General features: G+C 71.6%; 20 protein-coding genes, 1 tRNA gene and 1 pseudogene. 17 read left to right on the top strand and 5 right to left on the bottom strand.

Features of this window, described 5'->3' with window-relative positions:
- Window positions 1-2: 2 nt before the first annotated feature.
- The 14 genes and pseudogenes from ftsW to G6N10_RS20305 all read left to right on the top strand — a co-directional run bounded on the left by ftsW (window position 3) and on the right by G6N10_RS20305 (window position 12,853).
- A complete protein-coding gene (gene ftsW, locus G6N10_RS06070) occupies window positions 3-1,973 on the top strand; it encodes a putative lipid II flippase FtsW (RefSeq protein WP_085099292.1) in 1,971 nt (656 codons plus the stop codon).
- Window positions 1,970-3,118 (top strand): undecaprenyldiphospho-muramoylpentapeptide beta-N-acetylglucosaminyltransferase, encoded by a 1,149-nt coding sequence (murG, locus tag G6N10_RS06065; RefSeq protein WP_085099295.1) that lies wholly within the window; start codon window positions 1,970-1,972, stop codon window positions 3,116-3,118. Before ftsW ends, murG begins: the two co-directional genes overlap by 4 nt.
- Window positions 3,115-4,590 carry a UDP-N-acetylmuramate--L-alanine ligase gene (murC, locus tag G6N10_RS06060; protein ID WP_163742651.1) on the top strand — a complete coding sequence of 492 codons (1,476 nt, stop codon included), beginning with the start codon at window positions 3,115-3,117 and terminating at the stop codon, window positions 4,588-4,590. Before murG ends, murC begins: the two co-directional genes overlap by 4 nt.
- Complete coding sequence (locus G6N10_RS06055) at window positions 4,590-5,528, top strand: cell division protein FtsQ/DivIB (RefSeq protein ID WP_085099300.1); 939 nt, start codon at window positions 4,590-4,592, stop codon at window positions 5,526-5,528. Before murC ends, G6N10_RS06055 begins: the two co-directional genes overlap by 1 nt.
- Before the next feature lie 263 nt (window positions 5,529-5,791).
- A pseudogene (gene ftsZ, locus G6N10_RS06050) lies at window positions 5,792-6,966 on the top strand (cell division protein FtsZ).
- Window positions 6,926-7,681, top strand: coding sequence for a peptidoglycan editing factor PgeF (gene pgeF / locus G6N10_RS06045; protein WP_085099304.1), 756 nt, complete (start codon window positions 6,926-6,928; stop codon window positions 7,679-7,681). Before ftsZ ends, pgeF begins: the two are co-directional and overlap by 41 nt.
- Window positions 7,678-8,481, top strand: a complete 804-nt coding sequence (locus tag G6N10_RS06040) for a YggS family pyridoxal phosphate-dependent enzyme (protein WP_085099306.1) — start codon at window positions 7,678-7,680, stop codon at window positions 8,479-8,481. Before pgeF ends, G6N10_RS06040 begins: the two co-directional genes overlap by 4 nt.
- A 14-nt stretch (window positions 8,482-8,495) precedes the next feature.
- Window positions 8,496-9,143: a cell division protein SepF gene (locus G6N10_RS06035; RefSeq protein ID WP_085099308.1), complete on the top strand. Its 648-nt coding sequence runs from the start codon at window positions 8,496-8,498 to the stop codon at window positions 9,141-9,143.
- A 113-nt stretch (window positions 9,144-9,256) separates the two neighbouring features.
- A complete protein-coding gene (locus G6N10_RS06030; RefSeq protein WP_085099310.1) occupies window positions 9,257-9,547 on the top strand; it encodes a YggT family protein in 291 nt (96 codons plus the stop codon).
- A gap of 194 nt (window positions 9,548-9,741) precedes the next feature.
- Window positions 9,742-10,530, top strand: a complete 789-nt coding sequence (gene wag31 / locus G6N10_RS06025) for a DivIVA-like cell division protein Wag31 (RefSeq protein WP_085099313.1) — start codon at window positions 9,742-9,744, stop codon at window positions 10,528-10,530.
- A 45-nt stretch (window positions 10,531-10,575) separates the two neighbouring features.
- Window positions 10,576-11,205: a hypothetical protein gene (locus tag G6N10_RS20320; protein ID WP_085099316.1), complete on the top strand. Its 630-nt coding sequence runs from the start codon at window positions 10,576-10,578 to the stop codon at window positions 11,203-11,205.
- Window positions 11,206-11,327: 122 nt separating this feature from the next.
- Entirely contained in the window at window positions 11,328-12,212 is an 885-nt protein-coding gene (locus G6N10_RS20315) for an alcohol dehydrogenase catalytic domain-containing protein (protein ID WP_234810643.1), read from the top strand.
- A gap of 189 nt (window positions 12,213-12,401) precedes the next feature.
- A complete protein-coding gene (locus tag G6N10_RS20705) occupies window positions 12,402-12,515 on the top strand; it encodes a hypothetical protein (RefSeq protein WP_337339129.1) in 114 nt (37 codons plus the stop codon).
- Between the two features lie 2 nt (window positions 12,516-12,517).
- On the top strand, window positions 12,518-12,853 hold the full coding sequence (locus tag G6N10_RS20305; RefSeq protein ID WP_234810645.1) for an MDR/zinc-dependent alcohol dehydrogenase-like family protein: 336 nt from the start codon (window positions 12,518-12,520) through the stop codon (window positions 12,851-12,853).
- 56 nt (window positions 12,854-12,909) lie between these two features.
- Here the strand turns inward: G6N10_RS20305 and G6N10_RS06010 are convergent, their stop codons facing one another.
- Both G6N10_RS06010 and G6N10_RS06005 read right to left on the bottom strand, forming a co-directional pair.
- Window positions 12,910-13,092, bottom strand: coding sequence for an antitoxin VbhA family protein (locus G6N10_RS06010; RefSeq protein ID WP_085099322.1), 183 nt, complete (start codon window positions 13,090-13,092; stop codon window positions 12,910-12,912).
- Between the two features lie 34 nt (window positions 13,093-13,126).
- A tRNA-Leu gene (locus G6N10_RS06005) sits at window positions 13,127-13,212 on the bottom strand.
- Between the two features lie 127 nt (window positions 13,213-13,339).
- Between G6N10_RS06005 and G6N10_RS06000 the strand changes: the two genes are divergently transcribed.
- From G6N10_RS06000 to G6N10_RS05990, 3 genes are all read left to right on the top strand, one after another.
- The gene (locus G6N10_RS06000; protein WP_085099325.1) at window positions 13,340-14,674 is read left to right on the top strand and encodes a M20/M25/M40 family metallo-hydrolase; all 1,335 of its coding nucleotides are present in this window, start codon (window positions 13,340-13,342) and stop codon (window positions 14,672-14,674) included.
- 19 nt (window positions 14,675-14,693) lie between these two features.
- A complete protein-coding gene (locus tag G6N10_RS05995) occupies window positions 14,694-15,221 on the top strand; it encodes a YbhB/YbcL family Raf kinase inhibitor-like protein (RefSeq protein ID WP_085099328.1) in 528 nt (175 codons plus the stop codon).
- Window positions 15,222-15,290: 69 nt separating this feature from the next.
- Window positions 15,291-17,924, top strand: coding sequence for a helix-turn-helix transcriptional regulator (locus G6N10_RS05990; protein WP_407663972.1), 2,634 nt, complete (start codon window positions 15,291-15,293; stop codon window positions 17,922-17,924).
- A 7-nt stretch (window positions 17,925-17,931) separates the two neighbouring features.
- Here the strand turns inward: G6N10_RS05990 and G6N10_RS05985 are convergent, their stop codons facing one another.
- The 3 genes from G6N10_RS05985 to G6N10_RS05975 are packed head-to-tail and all read right to left on the bottom strand — an operon-like array spanning window position 17,932 to window position 21,301.
- Window positions 17,932-18,975, bottom strand: a complete 1,044-nt coding sequence (locus G6N10_RS05985) for an alpha/beta hydrolase family protein (RefSeq protein ID WP_085099334.1) — start codon at window positions 18,973-18,975, stop codon at window positions 17,932-17,934.
- Window positions 18,972-19,580 carry a hypothetical protein gene (locus tag G6N10_RS05980; RefSeq protein ID WP_085099337.1) on the bottom strand — a complete coding sequence of 203 codons (609 nt, stop codon included), beginning with the start codon at window positions 19,578-19,580 and terminating at the stop codon, window positions 18,972-18,974. Before G6N10_RS05980 ends, G6N10_RS05985 begins: the two co-directional genes overlap by 4 nt.
- A complete protein-coding gene (locus G6N10_RS05975; protein WP_085099340.1) occupies window positions 19,577-21,301 on the bottom strand; it encodes a GMC oxidoreductase in 1,725 nt (574 codons plus the stop codon). Before G6N10_RS05975 ends, G6N10_RS05980 begins: the two co-directional genes overlap by 4 nt.
- Window positions 21,302-21,481 lie beyond the last annotated feature (180 nt).

Raw genomic sequence — 21,481 nt, 5'->3', positions numbered from 1 at the left:
CGGTGCCCGCCCTCCTGGACCGACTGCGCCGGCAGCCGGCGGCCGCCGCGCCCGGCGCGGAGACCGCCGAGCAGTCGCCCGATGCCGCATCAACCGGCCAGTCCGCCGCCGGCACCTCGAGCACCGATGCCGGTCGCGCCCGGGTGAGCCTGGCCGACTCCCGCTTCGGCCAGTGGCTCGGCAAGCCGATGACCTCCTTCCATCTGGTCATCGCGATCGCCGCGCTGCTGGTCACCCTCGGCCTGATCATGGTGCTCTCGGCATCCGGGGTGTACTCCTACGACCTCGACGGTTCGCCGTGGCGGATCTTCGGCAAGCAGGTGCTGTGGACCGCGATCGGGCTGCTGGCGTTCTGGATGGCGCTGCGGATGCCGATCGGCCTGCTGCGCCGACTGTCGCTGACCGGCTTCGTCGCCACGGTGTTCCTGCTGATCCTGGTGCTGATCCCGGGCATCGGCACGCTGTCCAACGGTTCGCGCGGCTGGTTCGTGGTGGCCGGGATGTCCATGCAGCCCTCGGAGCTGGCCAAGATCGCCTTCGCGGTCTGGGGCGCGCACCTGCTGGCGACCCGCCGCACCAAGCACGCCTCCATGCGGCAGCTGCTGATCCCGCTGGTCCCAGCCGCCGCGATCGCCTGCGGCCTGATCGTCGCGCAGCCCGACCTCGGGCAGACGGTGTCCTTCGGCATCATCATGCTCGGCCTGCTCTGGTACGCCGGGCTGCCGCTGAAGGTGTTCGTCACCTCGATGGGCGCCGTGGTCGGCGCGGCGGCGTTCATGGCGGTCTCGGCGGGCTACCGCTCGGCCCGGGTGCAGTCCTGGCTCGATCCCAGCTCGGACGCCCAGGGCGCCGGCTATCAGGCCCGTCAGGCCAAGTTCGCGCTGGCCAACGGCGGGGTGTTCGGCAACGGGCTGGGCCAGGGCACCGCCAAATACAACTATCTGCCCAACGCCCACAATGACTTCATCTTCGCCATCATCGGCGAGGAACTCGGCTTCGTCGGCGCGCTGGGACTGCTGCTGCTGTTCGCGCTGCTGGCCTACACCGGAATGCGGATCGCCAAGCGCTCCAACGACCCGTTCCTGCGGCTGCTGTGCGCCACCACCACGCTGTGGATCATCGGCCAGTCCTTCATCAACGTCGGCTACGTCATCGGCCTGCTGCCGGTGACCGGCCTGCAGCTGCCGCTGATCTCGGCCGGCGGCACCTCGACGGCCACCACGCTGGTGATGATCGGGCTGATGGCCAACGCCGCCAGACATGAACCCGACGCGGTCGCGGCGCTGCGGGCCGGCCGCGACGACAGGATGAACCGGATCCTGCGGCTGCCGCTGCCGGTGCCCTATGACCCGAAGGTGCACGACGCCGGGGTTGGCCGCGCCAAGACGCGGCCCGGACCGGGTACCGGGGCCCCGAAGAAGGCGGTGCCGAAGAACGGTGCGCCGAAGAACGGTGCGCCGAAGAAGGCGGTCCCGAAGAACGCCGCCCCCAAGAAGGCCGGGCCCAAGTCGGCCGGGCGCCCGGCCCCGCCGGCCAAACCGGCGCGGGCGGCCAAACCGGCGCCGGTGACCAAGACAGCCAAGACGGCAGGCCCGGCCACCGCGACCGGACGGCGTTCGGCGGCCAAGGCGCCCAACACCGCCGCCGCCGACCGGACCGGGCGCACCCGCCGCGGCGGTGCGCCGGAGCCGGCCCGCGGCGCGGGCACCCGAACCGGCGCCGCCCGGCCGTCGCGCGCGCAGCGCCCGGCCGCCGGCACCGCCGGTGCGGGGTCGGGTTCACGGCGGGCGGCGCAGGGCCGCTCGGCGCAGGCCGGTGCGGAGCCATCGGCTAAGGTCGCCACGGGCCGTTCGGCCCGGTCCGCCGCGACCCCGCGGCGTTCCGGTGGGACGGCGAAGTACGGCGAACTGCCGGCCGCGGACGCCCGCCGGGCGCGCGGCAGAGCCACATTGGAAGGTCAGCGTTACGCGTGAATGACGCGGTCGGAAGCCAGGCCGCCGGGAGCGGCCCGGCGGTCTCGGTGGTGCTCGCCGGCGGCGGCACCGCCGGTCACATCGAACCGGCGATGGCCGTCGCCGATGCGCTGCGCACCCTGGCGCCCGGCGTGCGGATCACCGCGCTGGGCACCGAACGCGGCCTGGAGACCCGGCTGGTCCCCGAGCGAGGCTACGACCTGCGACTGATCACCCCGGTTCCGCTGCCCCGAAAGCTCAACGCCGACCTGGCCCGGCTGCCGCTGCGGGTGCGGCGCGCGGTGCGCGAGACCCGCGCGGTGTTCGACGACGTGCACGCCGACGTGGTCATCGGCTTCGGCGGGTACGTCGCGTTGCCGGCCTACCTGGCCGCCCGCCGCGGTGTGCGCCGTCGCCGCGTCCCGGTGCTCATCCACGAGGCCAACGCCCGCGCCGGCATCGCCAACAAGGTCGGCGCCCGCGGCGCGGCCCGGGTGCTGGCCGCGGTGCCCGGCTCCGGGCTGGCCGGCGCCGAGGTGGTCGGCATGCCGGTGCGCGCGGCGATCACCGGGCTGGACCGGTCGGCGCTGCGCGCCGAGGCCCGGGCGCACTTCGGCTTTGGCCCCGAGGACCGGGTGCTGCTGGTGTTCGGCGGTTCCCAGGGTGCGGCGTCGCTGAACCGCGCGGTCTCCGGCGCGGCCACCGACCTGGCCGGCCGCCGGATCGCGGTGCTGCACGCGCACGGACCGAAGAACACCCTGGAGCTGCCGGAGCCGAACCCCGGTGACCCGCCGTACGTCGCGGTGCCCTACCTGAACCGGATGGACCTGGCCTACGCCGCCGCCGACCTGGCCATCTGCCGCTCCGGCGCGATGACGGTGGCCGAGGTCGCCGCCGTCGGGCTGCCCGCGGTCTACGTGCCGCTGCCGATCGGCAACGGCGAACAGCGGCTCAACGCGCTGCCGGTGGTCGACGCCGGCGCGGGCCTGCTGGTCGACGACGCCGAACTGACCCCGCAATACGTCGCGGGCAGCGTCGCCGACCTGCTGCTGGACGACGACCGGCTGGCCGCCATGACCGCCGCCGCAGCCGTCCTCGGCGGGCGCAACGCCGCCGAGCGGGTCGCCCGGTTGGCCCTGGACATCGCCGCGCAGGCCGGGCGCTGATGGCCGCCCCGCTGCCCGAGGAACTGACCCGGGTACACATGGTCGGCATCGGCGGCGCCGGAATGTCCGGCATCGCCCGGATCCTGCTGGACCGCGGCGCGCTGGTGTCGGGCTCGGACGCCAAGGACTCCCGCGCGCTGACCGCGCTGCGGGCCCGCGGCGCCGAGGTCCGGATCGGGCACGACCCGTCGGCCCTGGATCTGCTGCCCGGCGGCGCGACGGCCGTCATCACCACCCGCGCGGCGATCCCCAAGGACAACCCGGAGCTGGTGGAGGCCCGTCGTCGCGGCATTCCGGTGATCATGCGCCCGGTGGTGCTGGCCAAGCTGATGGCCGGACGGACCAGCCTGCTGGTCAGTGGCACCCACGGCAAGACCACCACCACCTCGATGCTGATCGTGGCGCTGCAGCACGCCGGTCTGGACCCGTCGTTCGCCGTCGGTGGGGAACTCGGCGGGGCGGGCACCAACGCCCATCACGGCAGCGGCGACATCTTCGTCGCCGAGGCCGACGAGAGCGACGGGTCGCTGCTGGAATACCACCCCGACGTGGCGGTGGTCACCAACATCGAGGCCGATCACCTGGACTTCTTCGGCGACGAGCAGTCCTACGTCGCGGTGTTCGACGCGTTCGTCGACCGGATCACCCCCGGCGGACTGCTGGTGGCCTGCGCCGACGATCCCGGCGCCGCGGCCCTGGCCCGACGGTCGGCGGCCCGCGGCATCCGGGTGCTGACCTACGGCGGTGACACCGAAGCGGCCGCCGCCCTCGGGACCGAGGCCGGCGCCATCCTGCTGGACTGGCAGCAGCAGGGCACCGGTGCGGTCGCCGAGATCGCGCTGTCCGGGGAATCCCACCGGCGGGCGATGCGGTTGTCGGTGCCGGGCCGGCACATGGCGCTCAACGCGCTGGCGGCGCTGCTGGCCGCCCGCGCGGCCGGCGCCCCGGTGCAGCGGGTGCTGGAGGGGCTGGCCACCTTCGAGGGGGTGCGGCGGCGTTTTGAACTGGTCGGGACCGCCGCCGGGGTTCGGGTGTTCGACGACTACGCCCACCACCCGACCGAGGTGCGCGCCGCGCTTTCGGCGCTGCGGACCCTGACCGAGCAGAGCGGTGGGGGACGCACCCTGGCCGTCTTCCAGCCGCATTTGTATTCCCGCACAAAGACTTTCGCCGACGAGTTCGCCGCCGCGCTGGACACCGCCGACGCGGTGTTCGTGCTGGATGTGTACGCCGCCCGCGAGCAGCCGATGGCCGGGGTGAGCGGCGAGACGATCGCCTCCCGGGTCACCGTGCCGGTCGGCTATGTCCCGGACTTCTCCGCGCTGCCCGGCCGGATCGCCGAGGTCGCCGTGCCCGGGGACGTGGTCGTCACGATGGGCGCCGGTGACGTCACGATGCTGGGCCCGGAGATTCTGACCGCGATCAACGCCCGCGCCGAGCGCGGTGCACCGGGGCGTCCCGGAGGCGTGTGATGAGCGACGGCGAACCCACGCCGGAGCCGGCCGGGCCCGCCGCATCCGCCGCGGGCCCGGCCGGCGATGCCGCCCCGGACGCGACCGACGCACCCGGCGACAACGCCGAGGGTGGTGCCGACTTCGAGGGCCCGCGCCGGCGGGCCCGGCGGGAGCGGGCCGAGCGGCGGGCGCTGACGGAGAAGGCCCGCGAGATCGAGACCGCGCGGCTGGAGGCCAAACGCAAGGTGCACCAGGCGAGCACCGAGCAGGTGCGGGGCCCGTCGCGCGGGGTGGTGCGCGGGCTCAAGGTCATGGTGTGGGGCGTGTTGGTGACGCTTCTGGTCATCGGCGTCGGGGTGGTGCTGTATCTGACCCCCCTGCTGTCGGTGCGCGACATCGTGGTGATCGGCACCGGCGAGGTCACCCGGGAGCAGGTGCTGGAGACCGCCGCGGTACCGATCGGAACACCGTTGCTGCAGGTGGACACCGACGCCGTCGCGGCCCGGGTGGCCGGCATTCGGCAGGTGGCCAGCGCGCGGGTGCAGCGCGAGTACCCGTCGGCGCTGCGAATCACCGTCGCCGAGCGGATTCCGGTGGCCACCAGGGACTTTCCCGACGGACCGCGGGTCTACGACCGCGACGGGGTGGATTTCGTCCTCGCCGCGCCGCCGGTGCACCTGCCCTACTTGGACGTCGACAACCCGGGTCCCAACGATCCGTCGACGATGGCGGCGCTGCAGGTGCTCACCGCGCTGCGCCCGGAGATCGCCGGTCAGGTCGGCCGGGTGGCCGCGGCGTCGGTGGCCTCGGTGACGTTGACGCTCACCGATGGCCGGGTGGTGATCTGGGGGACCACCGACCGCACCCCGGAGAAGGCCGGGAAGCTGGCCGCGCTGCTGACCCAGCCCGGGCAGACCTACGACGTCTCCAGCCCGGACCTGCCGACCGTCAAATAGTCGCGGCGCCGGGGGAGTTGCGGCCCCGCTGCGGGCAGCGGGGACCGCGGATCTGGACGCGACGGCACCCGCGAGCCGAAATCATCGGAAAAAACACGCCGGACACTCCGGCGCGCCTGCGCAACGGGTTCCGGTTATCGCCCTACGGTTCTGACTCATACAGAACTACTTGACATAACTCTAAGCCTACAGTTGAGGTTGAAGGTTTTGCAAGGGGTTCGACCGCAGACCGTGAAGAAAAATTTCTGGGAGGAAGACGACCAATGACCCCCCCGCACAACTACCTCGCCGTGATCAAGGTGGTCGGCATCGGCGGCGGCGGCGTCAACGCCGTCAACCGGATGATCGAGCAGGGCCTCAAGGGCGTGGAGTTCATCGCCATCAACACCGATGCCCAGGCGCTGCTGATGAGCGACGCCGACGTCAAGCTCGACGTGGGACGCGAGTCCACCCGCGGCCTGGGTGCCGGCGCCGACCCGGAGGTCGGGCGCAAGGCCGCCGAGGACGCCAAGGATGAGATCGAGGAGCTGCTGCGCGGCGCCGACATGGTCTTCGTGACCGCGGGCGAGGGCGGCGGCACCGGCACCGGCGGCGCACCGGTGGTTGCCACCATCGCCCGCAAGCTGGGCGCGCTGACCGTCGGCGTGGTCACCCGGCCGTTCTCCTTCGAGGGCAAGCGCCGCTCCAACCAGGCCGAAGCCGGCATCACCGCGCTGCGGGAGAGCTGCGACACCCTGATCGTCATCCCCAACGACCGGCTGCTGCAGATGGGCGATGCGGCCGTCTCGCTGATGGACGCCTTCCGCAGCGCCGATGAGGTGCTGCTCAACGGTGTCCAGGGCATCACCGACCTGATCACCACCCCCGGCCTGATCAACGTCGACTTCGCCGACGTCAAGGGCGTGATGAGCGACGCGGGCACCGCGCTGATGGGCATCGGCGCCGCGCGCGGCGACGGCCGGGCGCTCAAGGCCGCCGAGATGGCGATCAACTCGCCGCTGCTGGAGGCCTCGATGGAGGGCGCCCAGGGCGTGCTGCTGTCGGTCGCCGGCGGCAGTGACCTGGGCCTGTTCGAGATCAACGAGGCGGCCTCGCTGGTGCAGGACGCCGCACACCCCGACGCCAACATCATCTTCGGCACCGTGATCGACGATTCGCTCGGCGACGAGGTCCGGGTGACGGTCATCGCCGCGGGCTTCGAGGCGGGCTCGCCCAACAGCCGTACCCAGGCCGGTGCGCCGGCCGCCGCCGCCGCGCCCGGCGGCGCATTGTTCGGCACCGCGCGGGCCGGTGACGTCGGACGCCCGGCGAGCTCGCCGGCCTTCCCGGCCAACGACCCGACGCCCGCGCCGGCCTACTCCAACGGGGCGACGGTCAGCATCGGCGGGGCGGCGACGATGACGACGACGTCGACGTCCCGCCCTTCATGCGGCACTAGTGCCGCGGTGACCGCGAGGCTTCGCAGGGTAACCACCACTCGGGCCGGTGGGGTGTCGGTCGCACCGTTTGACACCTTCAACCTCGGCGACCACGTCGGGGACGATCCGGCCGCGGTGGCAGCCAACCGGCGTCGGCTGGCCGAGGCGATCGGCCTGCCGCCGGACCGGGTGGTGTGGATGAACCAGGTGCACGGTGATCGAGTGGTGCGCGTCGATGAACCGCGCGACACCGCCGTCGACGGCACCGACGCGCTGATCAGCACCGAACCGCGGCTCGCGTTGGCGGTCATCACCGCCGACTGCGTGCCGGTGTTGCTCGGCGACGTCCGGGCCGGAGTGATCGGCGCGGTGCACGCCGGCCGGGTCGGTGCGGCCAAGGGTGTGGTGGCCCGAACGGTGGAGGCGATGATCGCCGCTGGTGCCCGCCCCGAGGACATCTCGGCGCTGCTGGGCCCGGCCGTCAGCGGCGCCAACTATGAGGTGCCCACGGCGATGGCCGAGGAGGTCGAGGCCGCCCTGCCGGGCAGCCGAACCCGCACCGCTGCGGGCACCCCGGGGTTGGACCTGCGCGCCGGAATCGCAAGGCAGCTGGTCGATCTCGGCGTCACCGCGATCGACGTCGACACGCGTTGCACATTCGCCGACCGCAATCTGTTCAGCCACCGCCGCGGCGCGCCCACCGGGCGGCTGGCGTCGCTGGTGTGGATGGAATGACCGCCCCGCGGGCCCGCCGGGTCGCGCTCGCCGACGCGCTGACCGCCCTGCGGCGCCGACTCGAGGATGCCGCGGCGGCGGCCGGGCGCGACCCCGCCGGCATCGAGCTGCTGCCGGTCACCAAGTACTTTCCGGCCTCCGACGTCGAGGCCCTCGCGGCGCTGGGCTGCCGCGCGTTCGGCGAATCCCGCGACCAGGAGGCCGCGGCGAAGACGGCCGAGCTGGCCGGCCGGCTGCCGGCCGAGGTGCGCTGGCACATGATCGGGCGACTGCAGCGCAACAAGGTCCGCTCGGTGGCGCGGTGGGCCGACGTCGTGCACTCGGTGGACAGTGTTCGGCTCGCCGAGGCGCTGAGCCGGGCCGCCGTCGACACCCGGCCCGGCCCGCTGGGGGCCTACGTCCAACTCAGCCTCGACGGCGACGTCTCCCGCGGCGGTGTCGACGTCGCCGATCCCGCCGCGGTGGACGCGGTGTGTGACGCGGTGGCCGCCGCCGAGGGTCTGCGGCTGCTGGGCCTGATGGCGGTACCGCCGCGCGGGCGTGATCCCGCGCCGGCGTTCGCCCGGTTGTCCGCCGAGCAGCACCGGGTGCTGGCGACGCATCCGGAGGCCGACCGGCTGTCGGCCGGAATGTCCGGCGATCTGGAAATTGCCGTCAAATACGGATCGACGTGTGTGCGTGTCGGAACCGCGCTTATGGGGCAACGGCCACTAACGTCACCGGCAGTTGTCACTCCAGTCACATCTTCATCACACACACCAGAGTTGCCGCCGGGGTCACCGGAGCCACCGCTCTTTTGAGAAGGGTCATCACGATGAGCACACTGCACAAGGTCAAGGCCTACTTCGGGATGGCCCCGTTGGAGGACTACGAGGACGAGTACTACGAGGACGACCGCTCGTCGCGGGGTGGCTACGCCCGCCGTGAGGAGCGCTTCGCCGAGGAGGGCTACGACCGTGGCCCCCGCTACGACCACGAGTACGACCAGGGCCCGCGCCACGACGGCGACTACCCGCCGTCTGGCGGCTACCGCGGCGGCTACGAGGACGACCCGCGCTACCACGCGCCGCGCGAGTTCGACCGGCCCGCCCCGGCCCAGCGGTTCGCCCCGCTGCGCGGCGCAACCCACGGTGCGCTGGCGCGTGACCCCCGCCGGATGCAGACGCTGTTCGAAGAGGGCTCCCCGCTGTCGAAGATCACCACCCTGCGCCCCAAGGACTACAGCGAGGCCCGCACCATCGGCGAACGGTTCCGCGACGGCACCCCGGTCATCATGGACCTGGTGACGATGGACAACGCCGACGCCAAGCGACTCGTTGACTTCGCCGCCGGCCTGGCCTTCGCGCTGCGCGGATCCTTCGACAAGGTCGCCACCAAGGTGTTCCTGCTGTCGCCGGCCGACGTCGAGGTCACCCCCGAGGAGCGTCGCCGGATGGCCGAGGCCGGGTTCTACTCGCACTAGTGGCAGCGGGCCGCGCCGACGACGGTCGGTAGGCTCGATTCCGGCCGGGGCCCACAGCCCCGGCCGGTTGCCGTATGGCGGGTGACTCGGATCCATGGAATAGGACGTAACAGGTGGCTGTCTTCTTCGAGATTCTGGGTTTCGCGCTCTTCCTGTTCTGGCTGCTGCTGATCGCCCGCATCGTCATCGAGTTCATCCGCTCGTTCAGCCGGGACTGGCGGCCCAGCGGCGCGGTGGTGGTGATCCTGGAGGTCATCATGAGCCTCACCGATCCGCCGGTGAAGCTGCTGCGCCGGCTGATCCCGCAGCTGACCATTGGAAACGTCCGGCTGGACCTGTCCATCATGGTGTTGCTGCTGGTGGCCTACATCGGGATGAACATGGCCTTCTCCGCCGCCCGATAGCGGCCGAGGGCGGCGGGGGATTCGCCGCCGGCCCGGCCCGTGGAAATCCGAAGAATCCGTCTTAATTCTTGGTCTGATCGCGACCGGCGGGTCAGGTGTGACAGGATGGACTCCAGTTACAGATCGGCTAGCCATCGGCTGTCGTTCTAAACTCGTTGATCGGTCCGACCGCAATTGACTTCAAGGGGGCAGGGATGCCGCTCACACCCGCCGACGTTCACAACGTCGCGTTCAGCAAGCCACCGATCGGTAAGCGTGGCTATAACGAGGACGAGGTCGACGCCTTCCTCGACTTGGTCGAGGCCGAGCTCTCGCGGCTGATCGAGGAGAACGCGGATCTGCGTCAGCGGGTCAGCGAGCTCGACCAGGAAGTCGTCTCGGCCCGTGCCGGTGGCGGCAGCACCCAGGCCATCCCGCTGTACAAGGAGCCCGAGCCGGCCCCGGCCCCCGTCGTCGAGACCCCGGCCCCGGCCGCCGTCCCCGGCGAAGAGGCCCACGTCAAGGCCGCCAAGGTGCTCGCGCTGGCTCAGGACACCGCGGACCGGCTGACCGGCAGCGCCCGCGCCGAGGCCGACAAGCTGCTCAGCGACGCCCGGACCAACGCCGATGCGATGGTCACCGAGGCCAAGTCGACCGCCGAGACGACACTGGCGGATTCCCGCAGCCGCTCGGAGGCCATGCTGGCCGACGCGCAGACCCGGTCGGAGACCCAGCTGCGTCAGGCTCAGGAGAAGGCCGACGCACTGCAGGCCGACGCCGAGCGCAAGCACGCCGAGATCATGGGCACCATCAACCAGCAGCGCACCGTGCTGGAGGGCCGCCTGGAGCAGCTGCGTACCTTCGAGCGCGAGTACCGCACCCGGCTGAAGACCTACCTGGAGTCCCAGCTGGAGGAACTCGGTCAGCGCGGCTCGGCCGCGCCGGTCGACTCCGGTGCCGGCCAGGATGGTGGCTTCAACCAGTTCAACCGCGGCGCGAACTAGCCCCACTCGCGTTTTCAGGTTGCCCCGGGAAGGGATGAACCCCCAATGCTGATCGTTGCACTGGTGCTTGCCGTCATCGGCCTGGCGGCCCTGGTCACCGCGGTTGTCACCAGCAATGAACTGGTGGCCTGGATCTGCATCGGATCCAGTGTGCTCGGGGTGATCCTGCTGATCATCGACGCCATCCGGGAGCGTCAGCGCGGGGAAGCCCCGGCCGTCACCGAGGAGTCCGAGGAGTCCGACGAGGCGGCCGATGTCGACGACGAGACCGTCGAGGACACCTACGAGACCTTCGACGCCGACTTCCCGGGTGCCGGGGCTGATTCCGGTGCTGCCGACGAAATCGATTCCGCGGCAGCGGATTCGGAGGACGCCGTGGATCCGGTCGAGCTGTCCAAGGAGTCGGACCCGGGGCCGCAGGCCGAGGCGATCGAGGACGCTGAGGTCGAGTCCGACGAGGCCGGCGATGCGCTTTCCGAGGCCGTCGACGACGCTGAAGCAGACGACGCTGAAGCAGACGATGCAGCAGCAGACGATGCAGCAGCAGAGGATGCTGAATCTGCCGACGCTGAAGCCGGCGAGGCGGAAGCCGCGGCGGAGGATGCCTCAGCCGACGCCGAGGCGGCCGCCGACGACGCCGCCGAGACCGACGCCGAATCGGCCGACGGCAAGTAGCACCGCCCGGCCTCGGCCGCCGCAGATTGCCGCGGTCGACCCGCCCTGCGCCGTCGTAGCCTGAGATCGGCGCCGGTCACCATCGTCCGGCCGATTCGCCGACGTGGAGGGCAAAAAGTCCGATGTCCCGTCGATTCTCCCGCAGCTCCGAGACTGGCACCCCGACCCTTGAGCAGCGCCACGCCGCGGTGCGCCGCGCGGCTGCCGACGCGCTGGCCCGCCGCGGCATCACCGTGACGCCCGCACCCGAGGACGCCCCCGGCGACGACTGGTTCGTCGGCAGCGACGGCATGCAGTACCGCCTGTACAACCTGCAGTTGCAGTGCGCGCAGCTGCCGGCCCAGGACTGGCCGCGGGTCGTCGAGGGCCACTTCGGCCGGCTGCTCGCCGGCCGCACCGCCGCGCGGCCGGCCGACCTGGACGACGCCGAACTGCTCGCCCAGATCCGCACCCGGCTCAACCCGCCCGAGGTCGGCGCCATGGTGTCGATGAGTTATGCCCGACCGGCGTTCGGTGGGTTGCTTGCCGGGCTGAGCCGGGACCTGCCCACCACCGTGCACACCGTCGGTGACCAGGACGTCGCCGGGCGTGATCTCGACCTTGCTCTACCAGGCCGGCCAGCGCAACACCGACGCCGAGCCGATGAGCCTGCAGCGGCTCGACCACGGCGTCGTCGCGGTCACCGGGGAGTCCTATTTCATCGCCTCCAAGGCGCTGAACATCCCGGCGCTGATCCGCCACCGCGCTCGGCGGTGTGCCACACCGATTCCATGACGGTGCAGGGGACGCTCGGCAACACCTTCCCGCGCACCCCGGGCCATGAGGTCGCCGGCGAGGTCGACGCCATCGGTGACGGCGTGACCGTGTGGAGAGTCGGTGACCGGGTCGGCGTCGGCGCATTCGGTGGTTGCGACTTCACCTGCGAGCCGTGCCGCCGAGGTGATTTCATTTCCTGTGAGGATCGCAAGACGGCCGGAGCCAGCTACGACGGCGGCTACGCCGAGTAGCTGGTCGCCCCTGCGGAAGCGCTCGCACGAATTCCCGCGACCCTGTCCTATGTGGACGCCGCCCCGCTACTCTGTGCGGGCATCACGACGTTCAATGCCCTGCGCAACTCAGTCGCGCGGCCGGGGGACCTCGTCGGGATACTCGGGGTCGGCGGCCTCGGCCACCTCGGTACTCAGTTTGCTGCCAAGATGCGGTTGGAAGTTGTCGCGATCGCACGCGGTCACGACAAGGAACCACTGGCCAAAGAGCTTGGCGCGCACCACTACATCGATTCGAGGGCATCCGACGTCTCGCGAAACTGAAGATGCTCGGTGGCGCCAAGGTGATGCTGTCGACGGTCACCGCCCCCGGTGCGATGACGTCTGTGCTGGATGGGTTGAAGCCGCCAGGCCAACTGCTGGTGATTGGGGCGTCCGCCGATCCGATACAGGTGCCGCCGATCGCACTGATCATGAGGTCGATCGCTGTGCAGGGCCGCGCGTCCGGAACTTCGCAGGACTCGGAGGACACGCTGCGCTTTTCGGCGCTGACCGGGGTACGGCCGATGGTCGAGACGATGCCGCTCAGCCAGGCCGAGGCCGCCTACGGCCGGATGATGAGCGGCGATGCGCGCTTCCGCATGGTTCTCACGATGAACTGAGGGCCAAGTGCGCCCGAGATCACCGGTGTCCCAGGGGTGCGCCACTGGTGGACCGGTTACTGAATCTTGTAGCGACGACGAACACGATCGCCCAGCTCGGCGGCCGTGATGGCACCGCGGACATAGTCGTCTTGATCCGCACGAGTGTCCGCGGTGCTGCGCGAGCCTTCAAGTTCGGAACTGCGCCGAATCGAGCGGATGACCTTGGCGCGGCGCTCCGTCTGCTCCGCTTCGGTCATAGCAGGCTTTTCCATTCGCATGGTGAAGAAATTGTGTCCGAGGGGGGACTTGAACCCCCACGCCCGTTAATAGGGCACTAGCACCTCAAGCTAGCGCGTCTGCCATTCCGCCACTCGGACATTGCCCGCCTCGTGCAGCGGGCAGCTAAGGCTATCGGATGGCCCCCGCGAAGCCCAAACCAGCCGGGCCGGACCGCCGGTCCGCTTCGGGCGCACGTCCCGACCCCGGGGTGGTAGGAAAGATACTGTGACCGTCCCCGCCCGGCCCGCCGATGAGGTCGTCGAACTCGTCAGCACCCTGATCCGGTTCGACACCACCAACACCGGGGAGCCGGCCACCACCAAGGGGGAGGCCGACTGCGCGCACTGGGTGGCCGCCCAGCTGCAGGCCGCCGGCTACGAGACCAGCTACGTCGAATCCGGGGCGCCCGGACGCGGCAACGTCTTCGCGCGGCTGCCGGGTGCCGACCGTGACCGGGGCGCCCTGATGATCCACGGTCACCTCGACGTGGTGCCCGCCGAGGCCGCGGACTGGAGCGTGCACCCGTTCTCCGGCGCCGTCACCGACGGTTATGTGTGGGGCCGCGGCGCGATCGACATGAAGAACATGGTCGGGATGATGATCGCCGTCGCCCGGCACTTCAAGAGCGCCGGGGTGGTGCCGCCCCGGGACCTGGTGTTCGCCTTCGTCGCCGACGAGGAGGCCGGCGGCAGCTTCGGCTGCAAATGGCTGGTGGAGAACCGTCCCGACCTGTTCGACGGGGTGACCGAGGCGGTCGGGGAGGTCGGCGGCTTCTCCCTGACCGTGCCGCGCGCCGACGGTGGGGAACGCCGGCTGTACCTGATCGAAACCGCCGAGAAGGGCATGCAGTGGATGCGGCTGACCGCCCGCAGGCACGCCGGGCACGGCTCGTTCGTGCACGAGGACAACGCGGTCACCGCGCTGGCCGAGGCGGTGGCGCGGCTGGGCCGGCACCAGTTCCCGATCGTGCTGACCGACCCGGTCCGCGAGTTCCTCGAAGCGGTGGCCCAGGAAACCGGTCACGCCTTCGATCCGCAGTCCCCGGACCTCGACGGCACCGTCGCCAAGCTCGGCCCGATCGGCCGGATCATCGGCGCGACCCTGCGCGACACGGCCAATCCGACCATGCTGCGCGCCGGCTACAAGGCCAACGTCATCCCGGCCACCGCCGAGGCCGTGGTGGACTGCCGGATCCTGCCGGGGCGACGGGCCGCCTTCGAGCGTGAGCTCGATGAGATCCTCGGGCCCGATGTCGAGCGCGAGTGGATCACCGAATTATCCTCGTATGAAACGACTTTCGACGGTGATCTGGTCGAGGCGATGAACGACGCGCTGCTGGCCACCGACCCCGAGGCGCGCACGGTGCCCTATATGCTCTCCGGTGGAACCGATGCCAAGCACTTCGCCCGGCTGGGGATCCGCTGCTTCGGCTTCATCCCGCTGCGGTTGCCGCCGGAGCTGGACTTCGCGGCGCTGTTCCACGGCGTCGACGAGCGGGTCCCGGTGGATTCGCTGATCTTCGGCACCGAGGTGCTGGCCCGGTTCCTGCAGCACTGTTGACACGAGAAAGGGTGCGCCCGTGGCGTTTCCGTACGACCCGTATGAGTTCCTGCCCGCGCTGCCGAGCTTCACGCTCACCAGCGAGTCCATCACCGACGGGGCGCCGCTGGCGCTGCCGCAGGTCAGCGGAATTTTCGGGGCCGGCGGCCAGGACGTGTCCCCGCAGCTGAGCTGGTCGGGCTTCCCCGAGCAGACCCGCAGCTTCGCCGTCACGGTCTACGACCCGGACGCCCCGACCGCGTCGGGCTTCTGGCACTGGGCGGTGGCCAACCTGCCCGCCACCGTGACCGATCTGCCCGCCGGTGTCGGCGACGGCAGCCTGTTGCCCGGTGACGCGCTCACCCTGGCCAACGACGCCGGCCTGCGCCGCTACCTGGGCGCCGCCCCGCCGGCCGGCCACGGCGTGCACCGGTACATCGTCGCCGTGCACGCCGTCGGCGTGGAACGCCTGGACATCCCCGCCGACGCCACTCCGGCGTTCCTGGGCTTCAACCTGTTCGGCAACGCCATCGCGCGGGCCCTGCTTCACGGCACCTACCAGCAGTAGGCGGTTCCCCGGCGGCGCATTCGGCGGGGTCTCGACAACTTTCGGGTGCCGAGGATTTACCCTCGGATGGTGACAGAGCTCTGCTGGCGGACGGCGCCGAGACCGGCGGTCTGGGCGCAGATCGACGCCGTGCTGTCGCGCCCCGAGCATCGCGGCGTCGCGCTGATCGGCCCGGCCGGGGTCGGCAAGACCGCGCTGGCCCGGCAGTTGGCCGACCGGCACGCCGCCGACCCGCGCGCGGTCACCCGCTGGATCGCCGCCACCGCCTCGGCCAGTCACATCCCGTTCGGGGCGTTCAGCCACCTGCTCGAGCTGGCCCCGGCCGCCGAATCGGCGGCGTTGCTGCGGGCCGCTCGGGTGTCGCTGTGTCAGAACGTCGACGAACGCCGGATGCTGATCGTCGTCGACGATGCGCAGCACCTCGACGCCATGTCGGCGACGCTGCTGCACCAGCTGATGTTCCACTCCCGGATCCGGCTGGTGCTGACCCTGCGCGACGACGACGGCGTCCCGCCGGATGCGGTCACCGCGCTGTGGAAGGACCAACTGGTCACTCGCATCGACATCGGCCCGCTGGCCGCCGCGGAGACCACCGAGCTGGTGGAATCGGTGCTGGGCGGTCCGCTGGAGAGCAGCACCGCCGACCGGCTGTTCGCGATCAGCGACGGCAACCCGCTGTTCCTCCGGCACCTGGTGGACCAGGCGGTGCGCACCGAAGCGCTGCGCAGTGTGCACGGCGTCTGGCAACTGCGCGGCGAGACGACGCTGTCGATGCCGCTGGCGACGCTGATCCGTCGCCGCCTTGACCTGCTGCCACCGGGCGCGCTCAACGTGCTGCGCTACCTGGCCATCGACGCACCGCTGGCGGTGCGGGATCTGGTCGCCCTGACCGGCGCCGACGCCGTCGAGCAGGCCGAAACCGCGGGGGCGGTGACGGTCACGGTGCGCGGCGACGGGGAGATGGTGCTGCCCAAGCACCCGCTCTACGCCGAGTGCATCCGCAGCGAGCTCGGGGTGCTCACCCGGCGGCGGATCAGCACCGAGCTGGTCGCCCAGATCGCCGACCGCGGCCCCGAGCACGTCAGCGACCGGCTTCGGCTGGCCGAGCTGTCGCTGGAGACCGACGCCCCGCTGGAGGGCTACGAGTTGCTCGGCGCGGCCTGGGAGGCGATGCGCCTGGGCGACCTGCAACTGGTCGAGACCCTGGCGCTGGGCGCGCTGCACGGCAAGGACAGCCTGTACGCGCGGCTGCCGCTGGCGCATTCGCTGGCCTGGCAGGGCCGCGGCGCGGAGGCCGACGCGGTGCTCGCCGAGATCGACATCGACACACTGTCCGAGGGAGACCTGGTGGCCTGGGTGCTGCCCAAGGCGGCCAACCAGTTCTGGATGCAGGGCCAGTCCCAGCACGCCCGCAAACTGCTCGCCGACATCCGGGCCCGGGTCAGCGACCCCGGCGGTCGCGACGTGATTGACGCCTTGGCGGCCACCTTTGCGCTGAACTCCGGGGAGGTGGTCGACGCGCTGCACACCGCAGAGCGGGTACTGATCTCCGACAGTGCCGAGGATCTCGCGATCGCCTGGGCGTCGGCCACCGCGGCCCTGTCGAACGCCCGGATGGGCCGGCCCGAACCGGTTCCCGCGCTGGCCGAACGGGGCCTGCGGATGCTGCCACCGGGCCTGCTGCGCTTCACCATCGGGCTGGGCCAGACCACCGCCGCCCTGCTGCACGGCGACGTCGACCAGGCCGAGGCGATGGCCCGCGGCTGTCTGGAGTTCGCCGGGATCCAGCAGCCCGGCCGCGCCATCGCCGACATCCTGCTGTCCACCGTGCTGGTGGCCCGCGGCGCACTGGCCGAGGCCTCGGCCCTGCTGGTGCAGAGCGCGGTGGCGCTCACCGACACCGGGTACTCCTGGGGTCCGCTGGCACTGATGCTGCAGGCCCGGGTGCTCGGCCAGCGCGGCGACCACGCGGCCGCCGCCGCGGTGCTGGAGCGGGCCGAGGAAGTCTTCGGGATGCGCTCGGCGATGTACGGCCCGGAGCTCGAGCTGGCCCGGGCCTGGACCCATGCCGCCCGTCGCGACCTGCCCGCGGCGATCGCCTCGGCGCGCGCCGCCGTCGTCGCCGCGGAGCGCTCCGGTCAGCTCGGGGTGGCCGCTCTCGCCCTGCTCGACGCCGTCCGGCTGGGCGACGGCCGGGCCGCGGACTGGGCTCCGCGGATCACCGGCCGGCTGGCCGCCGAGCTGCCGGCCCGGATCGCCCGGTACGCGCGGGCGCTGGCCGACGGCGACGCCGCCGCGCTGGAGCAGGTGGCCGACGAGTTCGCCGCCGACGGCCAGCTGCCCGCGGCCGCCGACGCCGCCGCGCAGGCCAGCCTGCGGCACGCCGCGGCCGGATCCGCGCCGGGGGAGTTGCGGGCCCGCAACGCCGCGGCGATGTGGTCGGCGGCCTGCGGCTCGCCGGTCACGCCCGCGCTGGAACGCGCGCTGGCCCCGCTGCCGCTGACCGAGCGGGAACGCGGCATCGCCGTGCTGATCGCCGAGGGACTCAGCAACAAGGCGATCGCCGAGCAGCTGTGCCTGTCGGTGCGCACCGTGGAGGGCCACGTCTACCGGTCCTGCACCAAGCTCGGTGTCGCCGATCGGCTCGGCCTGGCCGCCGCCGTCAGCGGCGGCGCGCTCGGTGCCGCCGAGGCGCCGCGCTGACCGCCGCTCAGGCGTTGAGCTGCTCGAGGATGTAGCCGAACACATCGCGGGCGGCGTAGCGGCCCAGGAACATATCGAGGTGGCCGTAGCCCGGGAGCACCTGCACCGACTGTTGCCCGGCCGGGCGGTGGCGCCGCAGGTAGGCGAGGGTGGCGTGCTGACTGAGCGGCAGGAAACAGCGATTCTCGTCGCCGGTCAGCAGCGCGATCCGGGCATCGGTGCGGGGCGGGTGGTCAAGCAGATCCGGGGGCAGCACGGCGAACTGCCCGGTCGGCACCAGCCGGCCGGCCCGCACCGAACGCGCCATCTGGCGAAAGAAGCTCATCGGCACGTCGGCGAACTCGTTGCGCAGCCAGTCGTGGGTGGCCTCGGAGAGGTTCTCGTGGGACCACAGCCCGGGCCGGCCGGAGCCGTAGGTGAAGCTGATCATCCGGCACGAGCTGTTCTCGCATTCGTGGTGCGACGCGTGCACGACGGCGACCAGCGCCCGGGCCACCAGGTTCGGCGAGGGATGGCCGGGCTCTTCCCAGCGGGTGTCGAGGTAACGCAGCAGCGGGGCGACCACCGGCACCAACCAGCTCAGTTTGAACCGTGACCACGGCGGCACCACCGGGTGCAGCGACATCGAGTTTGCGACGATGTTGTCCACCTCGGGCAGCAGGCCCGCGGTCACCGCCAGCATGAAGCTGCTCGATCCCTGGCAGTGCACCACCGCCTTGACGGTGTCGGCGCCGGTGAGCTCCCGGATCTTGCGCACCGCGCGCGGGTGGTCATAGAAGGCGGCCTGGTCCAGGTTCCATTCGTTGCGCGGCACGTCGATGCTGGCCCGCCAGTTCTCCAGCCAGACGTCCCAGCCGTCGTCGAGCAGCGCGTCGACGACGGTCACCGGCTCGGGCGGCCGGAACAGTGCCGCGCGGACACCGGCGCCCGGGATCAGCAGCACCGGCCCCTTGCGGGCGGGCTTCGGTCCGCGAACCCGCTTGAGGTTCAACGGCATTCCGTCCCCGGCGACGAAATCGACGGTGTCGGTGACGGGCGCGGCGACGGTCACACCGAATACCGCCGGTACGGGCCGCGGTACGCGGCGAACAGCTGGCGGCCGAAGAACACCCCGAAGCGGGCCAGCTCGGCAGACTCGCCGCGCAGCGTGGTCAGCTGCCGGGCGAACATCGGTGCGGTCAGCCGCAGAATGCCGCGGCCGTACTCATCGGTCCGCCCGGCCTCGTCCTGCGGCCAGTCGACGTGGCCGCGCAGCAGCCGGGTGTAGAGCGTGGTGGTGTCCGGCCACAGGTCGGGGCCGTGGTCGTCGCCGACGTCCTTGTGACCCAGCAGCGTCATGGCGGTGCCGGTCATGGTGTGGAACGGCAGCCGGTAGCGCATGGTGTAGCGGCCGCGCCGGGCCGGCGCGAACAGCCCGAAGGTGCCGCCGTCGGCGACCGGACGCGGGGTGGGCCCGAATTCCTTGACCAGGATCGTGCCGGTGGCGGCCATCTGGTGGTTCGGGTCGGCGATGACCGCGGCGACGTTGGGGGCGCTGATCGTCAACCGGAACGCCAGCCGAAAGCCGTCCGCGCGCCCGAGCAGATCGCCGGTGTCGTAGCCCGGTGCGCCGGGTGCGTAGAACCCGCGCATGGTCTCGGTGAAGGCGACGCTCACGGCTGCACCACCGGTGGCCAGTCGGCCGGATCGCCGTGCTCGATCAGCTGCCGGGCGGCGCGCCGGGCGAACGCGGCGATCGTCATCGACGGGTTGGCGCCGACCGGGCCCGGGAACACCGATCCGTCGCAGATCCGCAGGCCGGGGACACCGCGGACCCGGCCGAACCCGTCGACCACCCCCGCTGACCGGTCGGTGTCGGCTGGGCAACCACCGAGCGGATGCACGCTGATCACCCGGCGGAACCGGTAGGTGGGGTTCAGCGTCAGCCGGCCGCCGAGCTGTTCGGCGAGCCGGCGCATCCGATCCACCAGGATGTCGAAGTATTCCGCGGAGGATCGGGTGGACCAGGTGTTGTTCATCATCGCCGGCCGGGCGCGGTCCAGGTACAGGGTGCCGTCGGCGACGTCCAGGCCCATGCCCAGCACCGGCAGGCCGTGCGAGGTCACCGTGGGCCGGCCGAGGAATTCGCTGAGCTCGGCCGACAGCGAGGTGTCCGAGCGGTGAAACCGGCGCCCGAGCGCCTCGCCGACAATCACCTTCGCCATCTTCGGCAACCGCCGCAGCGAGGCCGCGGTGTCGGTCAGCCAGGCCGCGAACTCCGGGTATCCGGCGTCCTGCAGGTACATGCCGAAGTCGGTGGGATCGCCGGTCTCGGTGTCGTCGGGGAACCCGAGGTAGGAGGTGATCACCGGCCCCCGCCAGCCGGTCAGCGACGCGGTGGTGCCGAGGATGAAACCGAGCAGGTCACCGTTTCCACAGAACCGGGATCCCAGCACCGGGTTGTGCAGGCCCAGGGCGGCGCGGTTGCGCAGCATCAGGTAGGTGCTGCCCAGGGTGCCTGCGGCGAGCACCACCTGCCTGGCGGTGATGACGTGCTCCGACGGCGGGGGGCTGGGTTCGGCCGGATCCGCCGGCGGCGCCGGATACACCCGCAGCGCCACCTCGAATCCCCCGTCGGTGGGGGCGATGCCGGTGACCTCGGTGCGGGTGTGCAGCACCGCGCCGCGCGCGGCGGCCATGGACAGGTAGGTGTGGTCCATGCTGTTCTTGGCGCCCTCATTGCAGCCGACGTCGCACTCCCCGCACATCCGGCAGGTGCGGCGGGGCTGGCCGAACAGGTTGGGGTAGCCGGGATCGGGCACCGGGGCGCCGATCGCGGGCCGGTCGGGGCCGGCGCGGAACTGGACGGCCAGCGGCGCGGCGCGGGCCCCGTCGACGCGGCGGAAGGCGGCGGTCTTGGGCAGCCGAAAGGCCGGATCCAGCGGCTCCGGCCCGGTGGGCAGTTCCTGGACGTCGAGGACGGCCTGGACGGCGTCGTAGTGCGGATCGAGGTCGGCGCGGGTGAACGACCAGGTTTCGCTGACCCCGGGCCGGTACGGATGGGGCTGGTTGCGGAACCAGGCGTCGGGCTTGCGCAGCATCACGTTGGCGTAGATCAGCGAACCGCCGCCCAGCCCGGCGGCCACCACGGTCTCCAGCCCGCGGAAGCTCCACACGTCGAACATTCCGTGCAGACCGGCCTTCGGGTCCCAGAAATTCGTGGCGAACCCGGCCGGTCCGCGGGGGAAGCTGCCCGGCGGGTAGTGGTTGCCGCGTTCGACCACCGTCACCCGGGTACCCGCGGCCGCGAGTTCGGCCGCGACGACCGAACCGCCGAACCCGGATCCGATCACCAGCACGTCGGTGTTCGCGGGAACTTCGCCGATGTGAAAGCTCATCCCGACCCCCTGGCCAATCCCCAAACTGCCGGAAATAAGTTAACCGCGCGGCACCGACAAAGCTCCGGGATTTTGGCAATACCCGCAGCTGAGGTGGGGAAAACCCAACGTGGACCGGGCGACCCCTCGTCGGTATCGCCCGGTCCACGTTGGGGCACACCGGACGGCGGACGGACGCGG

Origin of the sequence: Mycolicibacterium fallax, from assembly GCF_010726955.1 — a bacterium.
GTDB classification, from domain to species: Bacteria; Actinomycetota; Actinomycetes; order Mycobacteriales; family Mycobacteriaceae; genus Mycobacterium; species Mycobacterium fallax.
The sequence above is the reverse complement of the archived record's forward strand: the minus strand, read 5'-3'. Positions and strand labels throughout refer to the sequence as shown.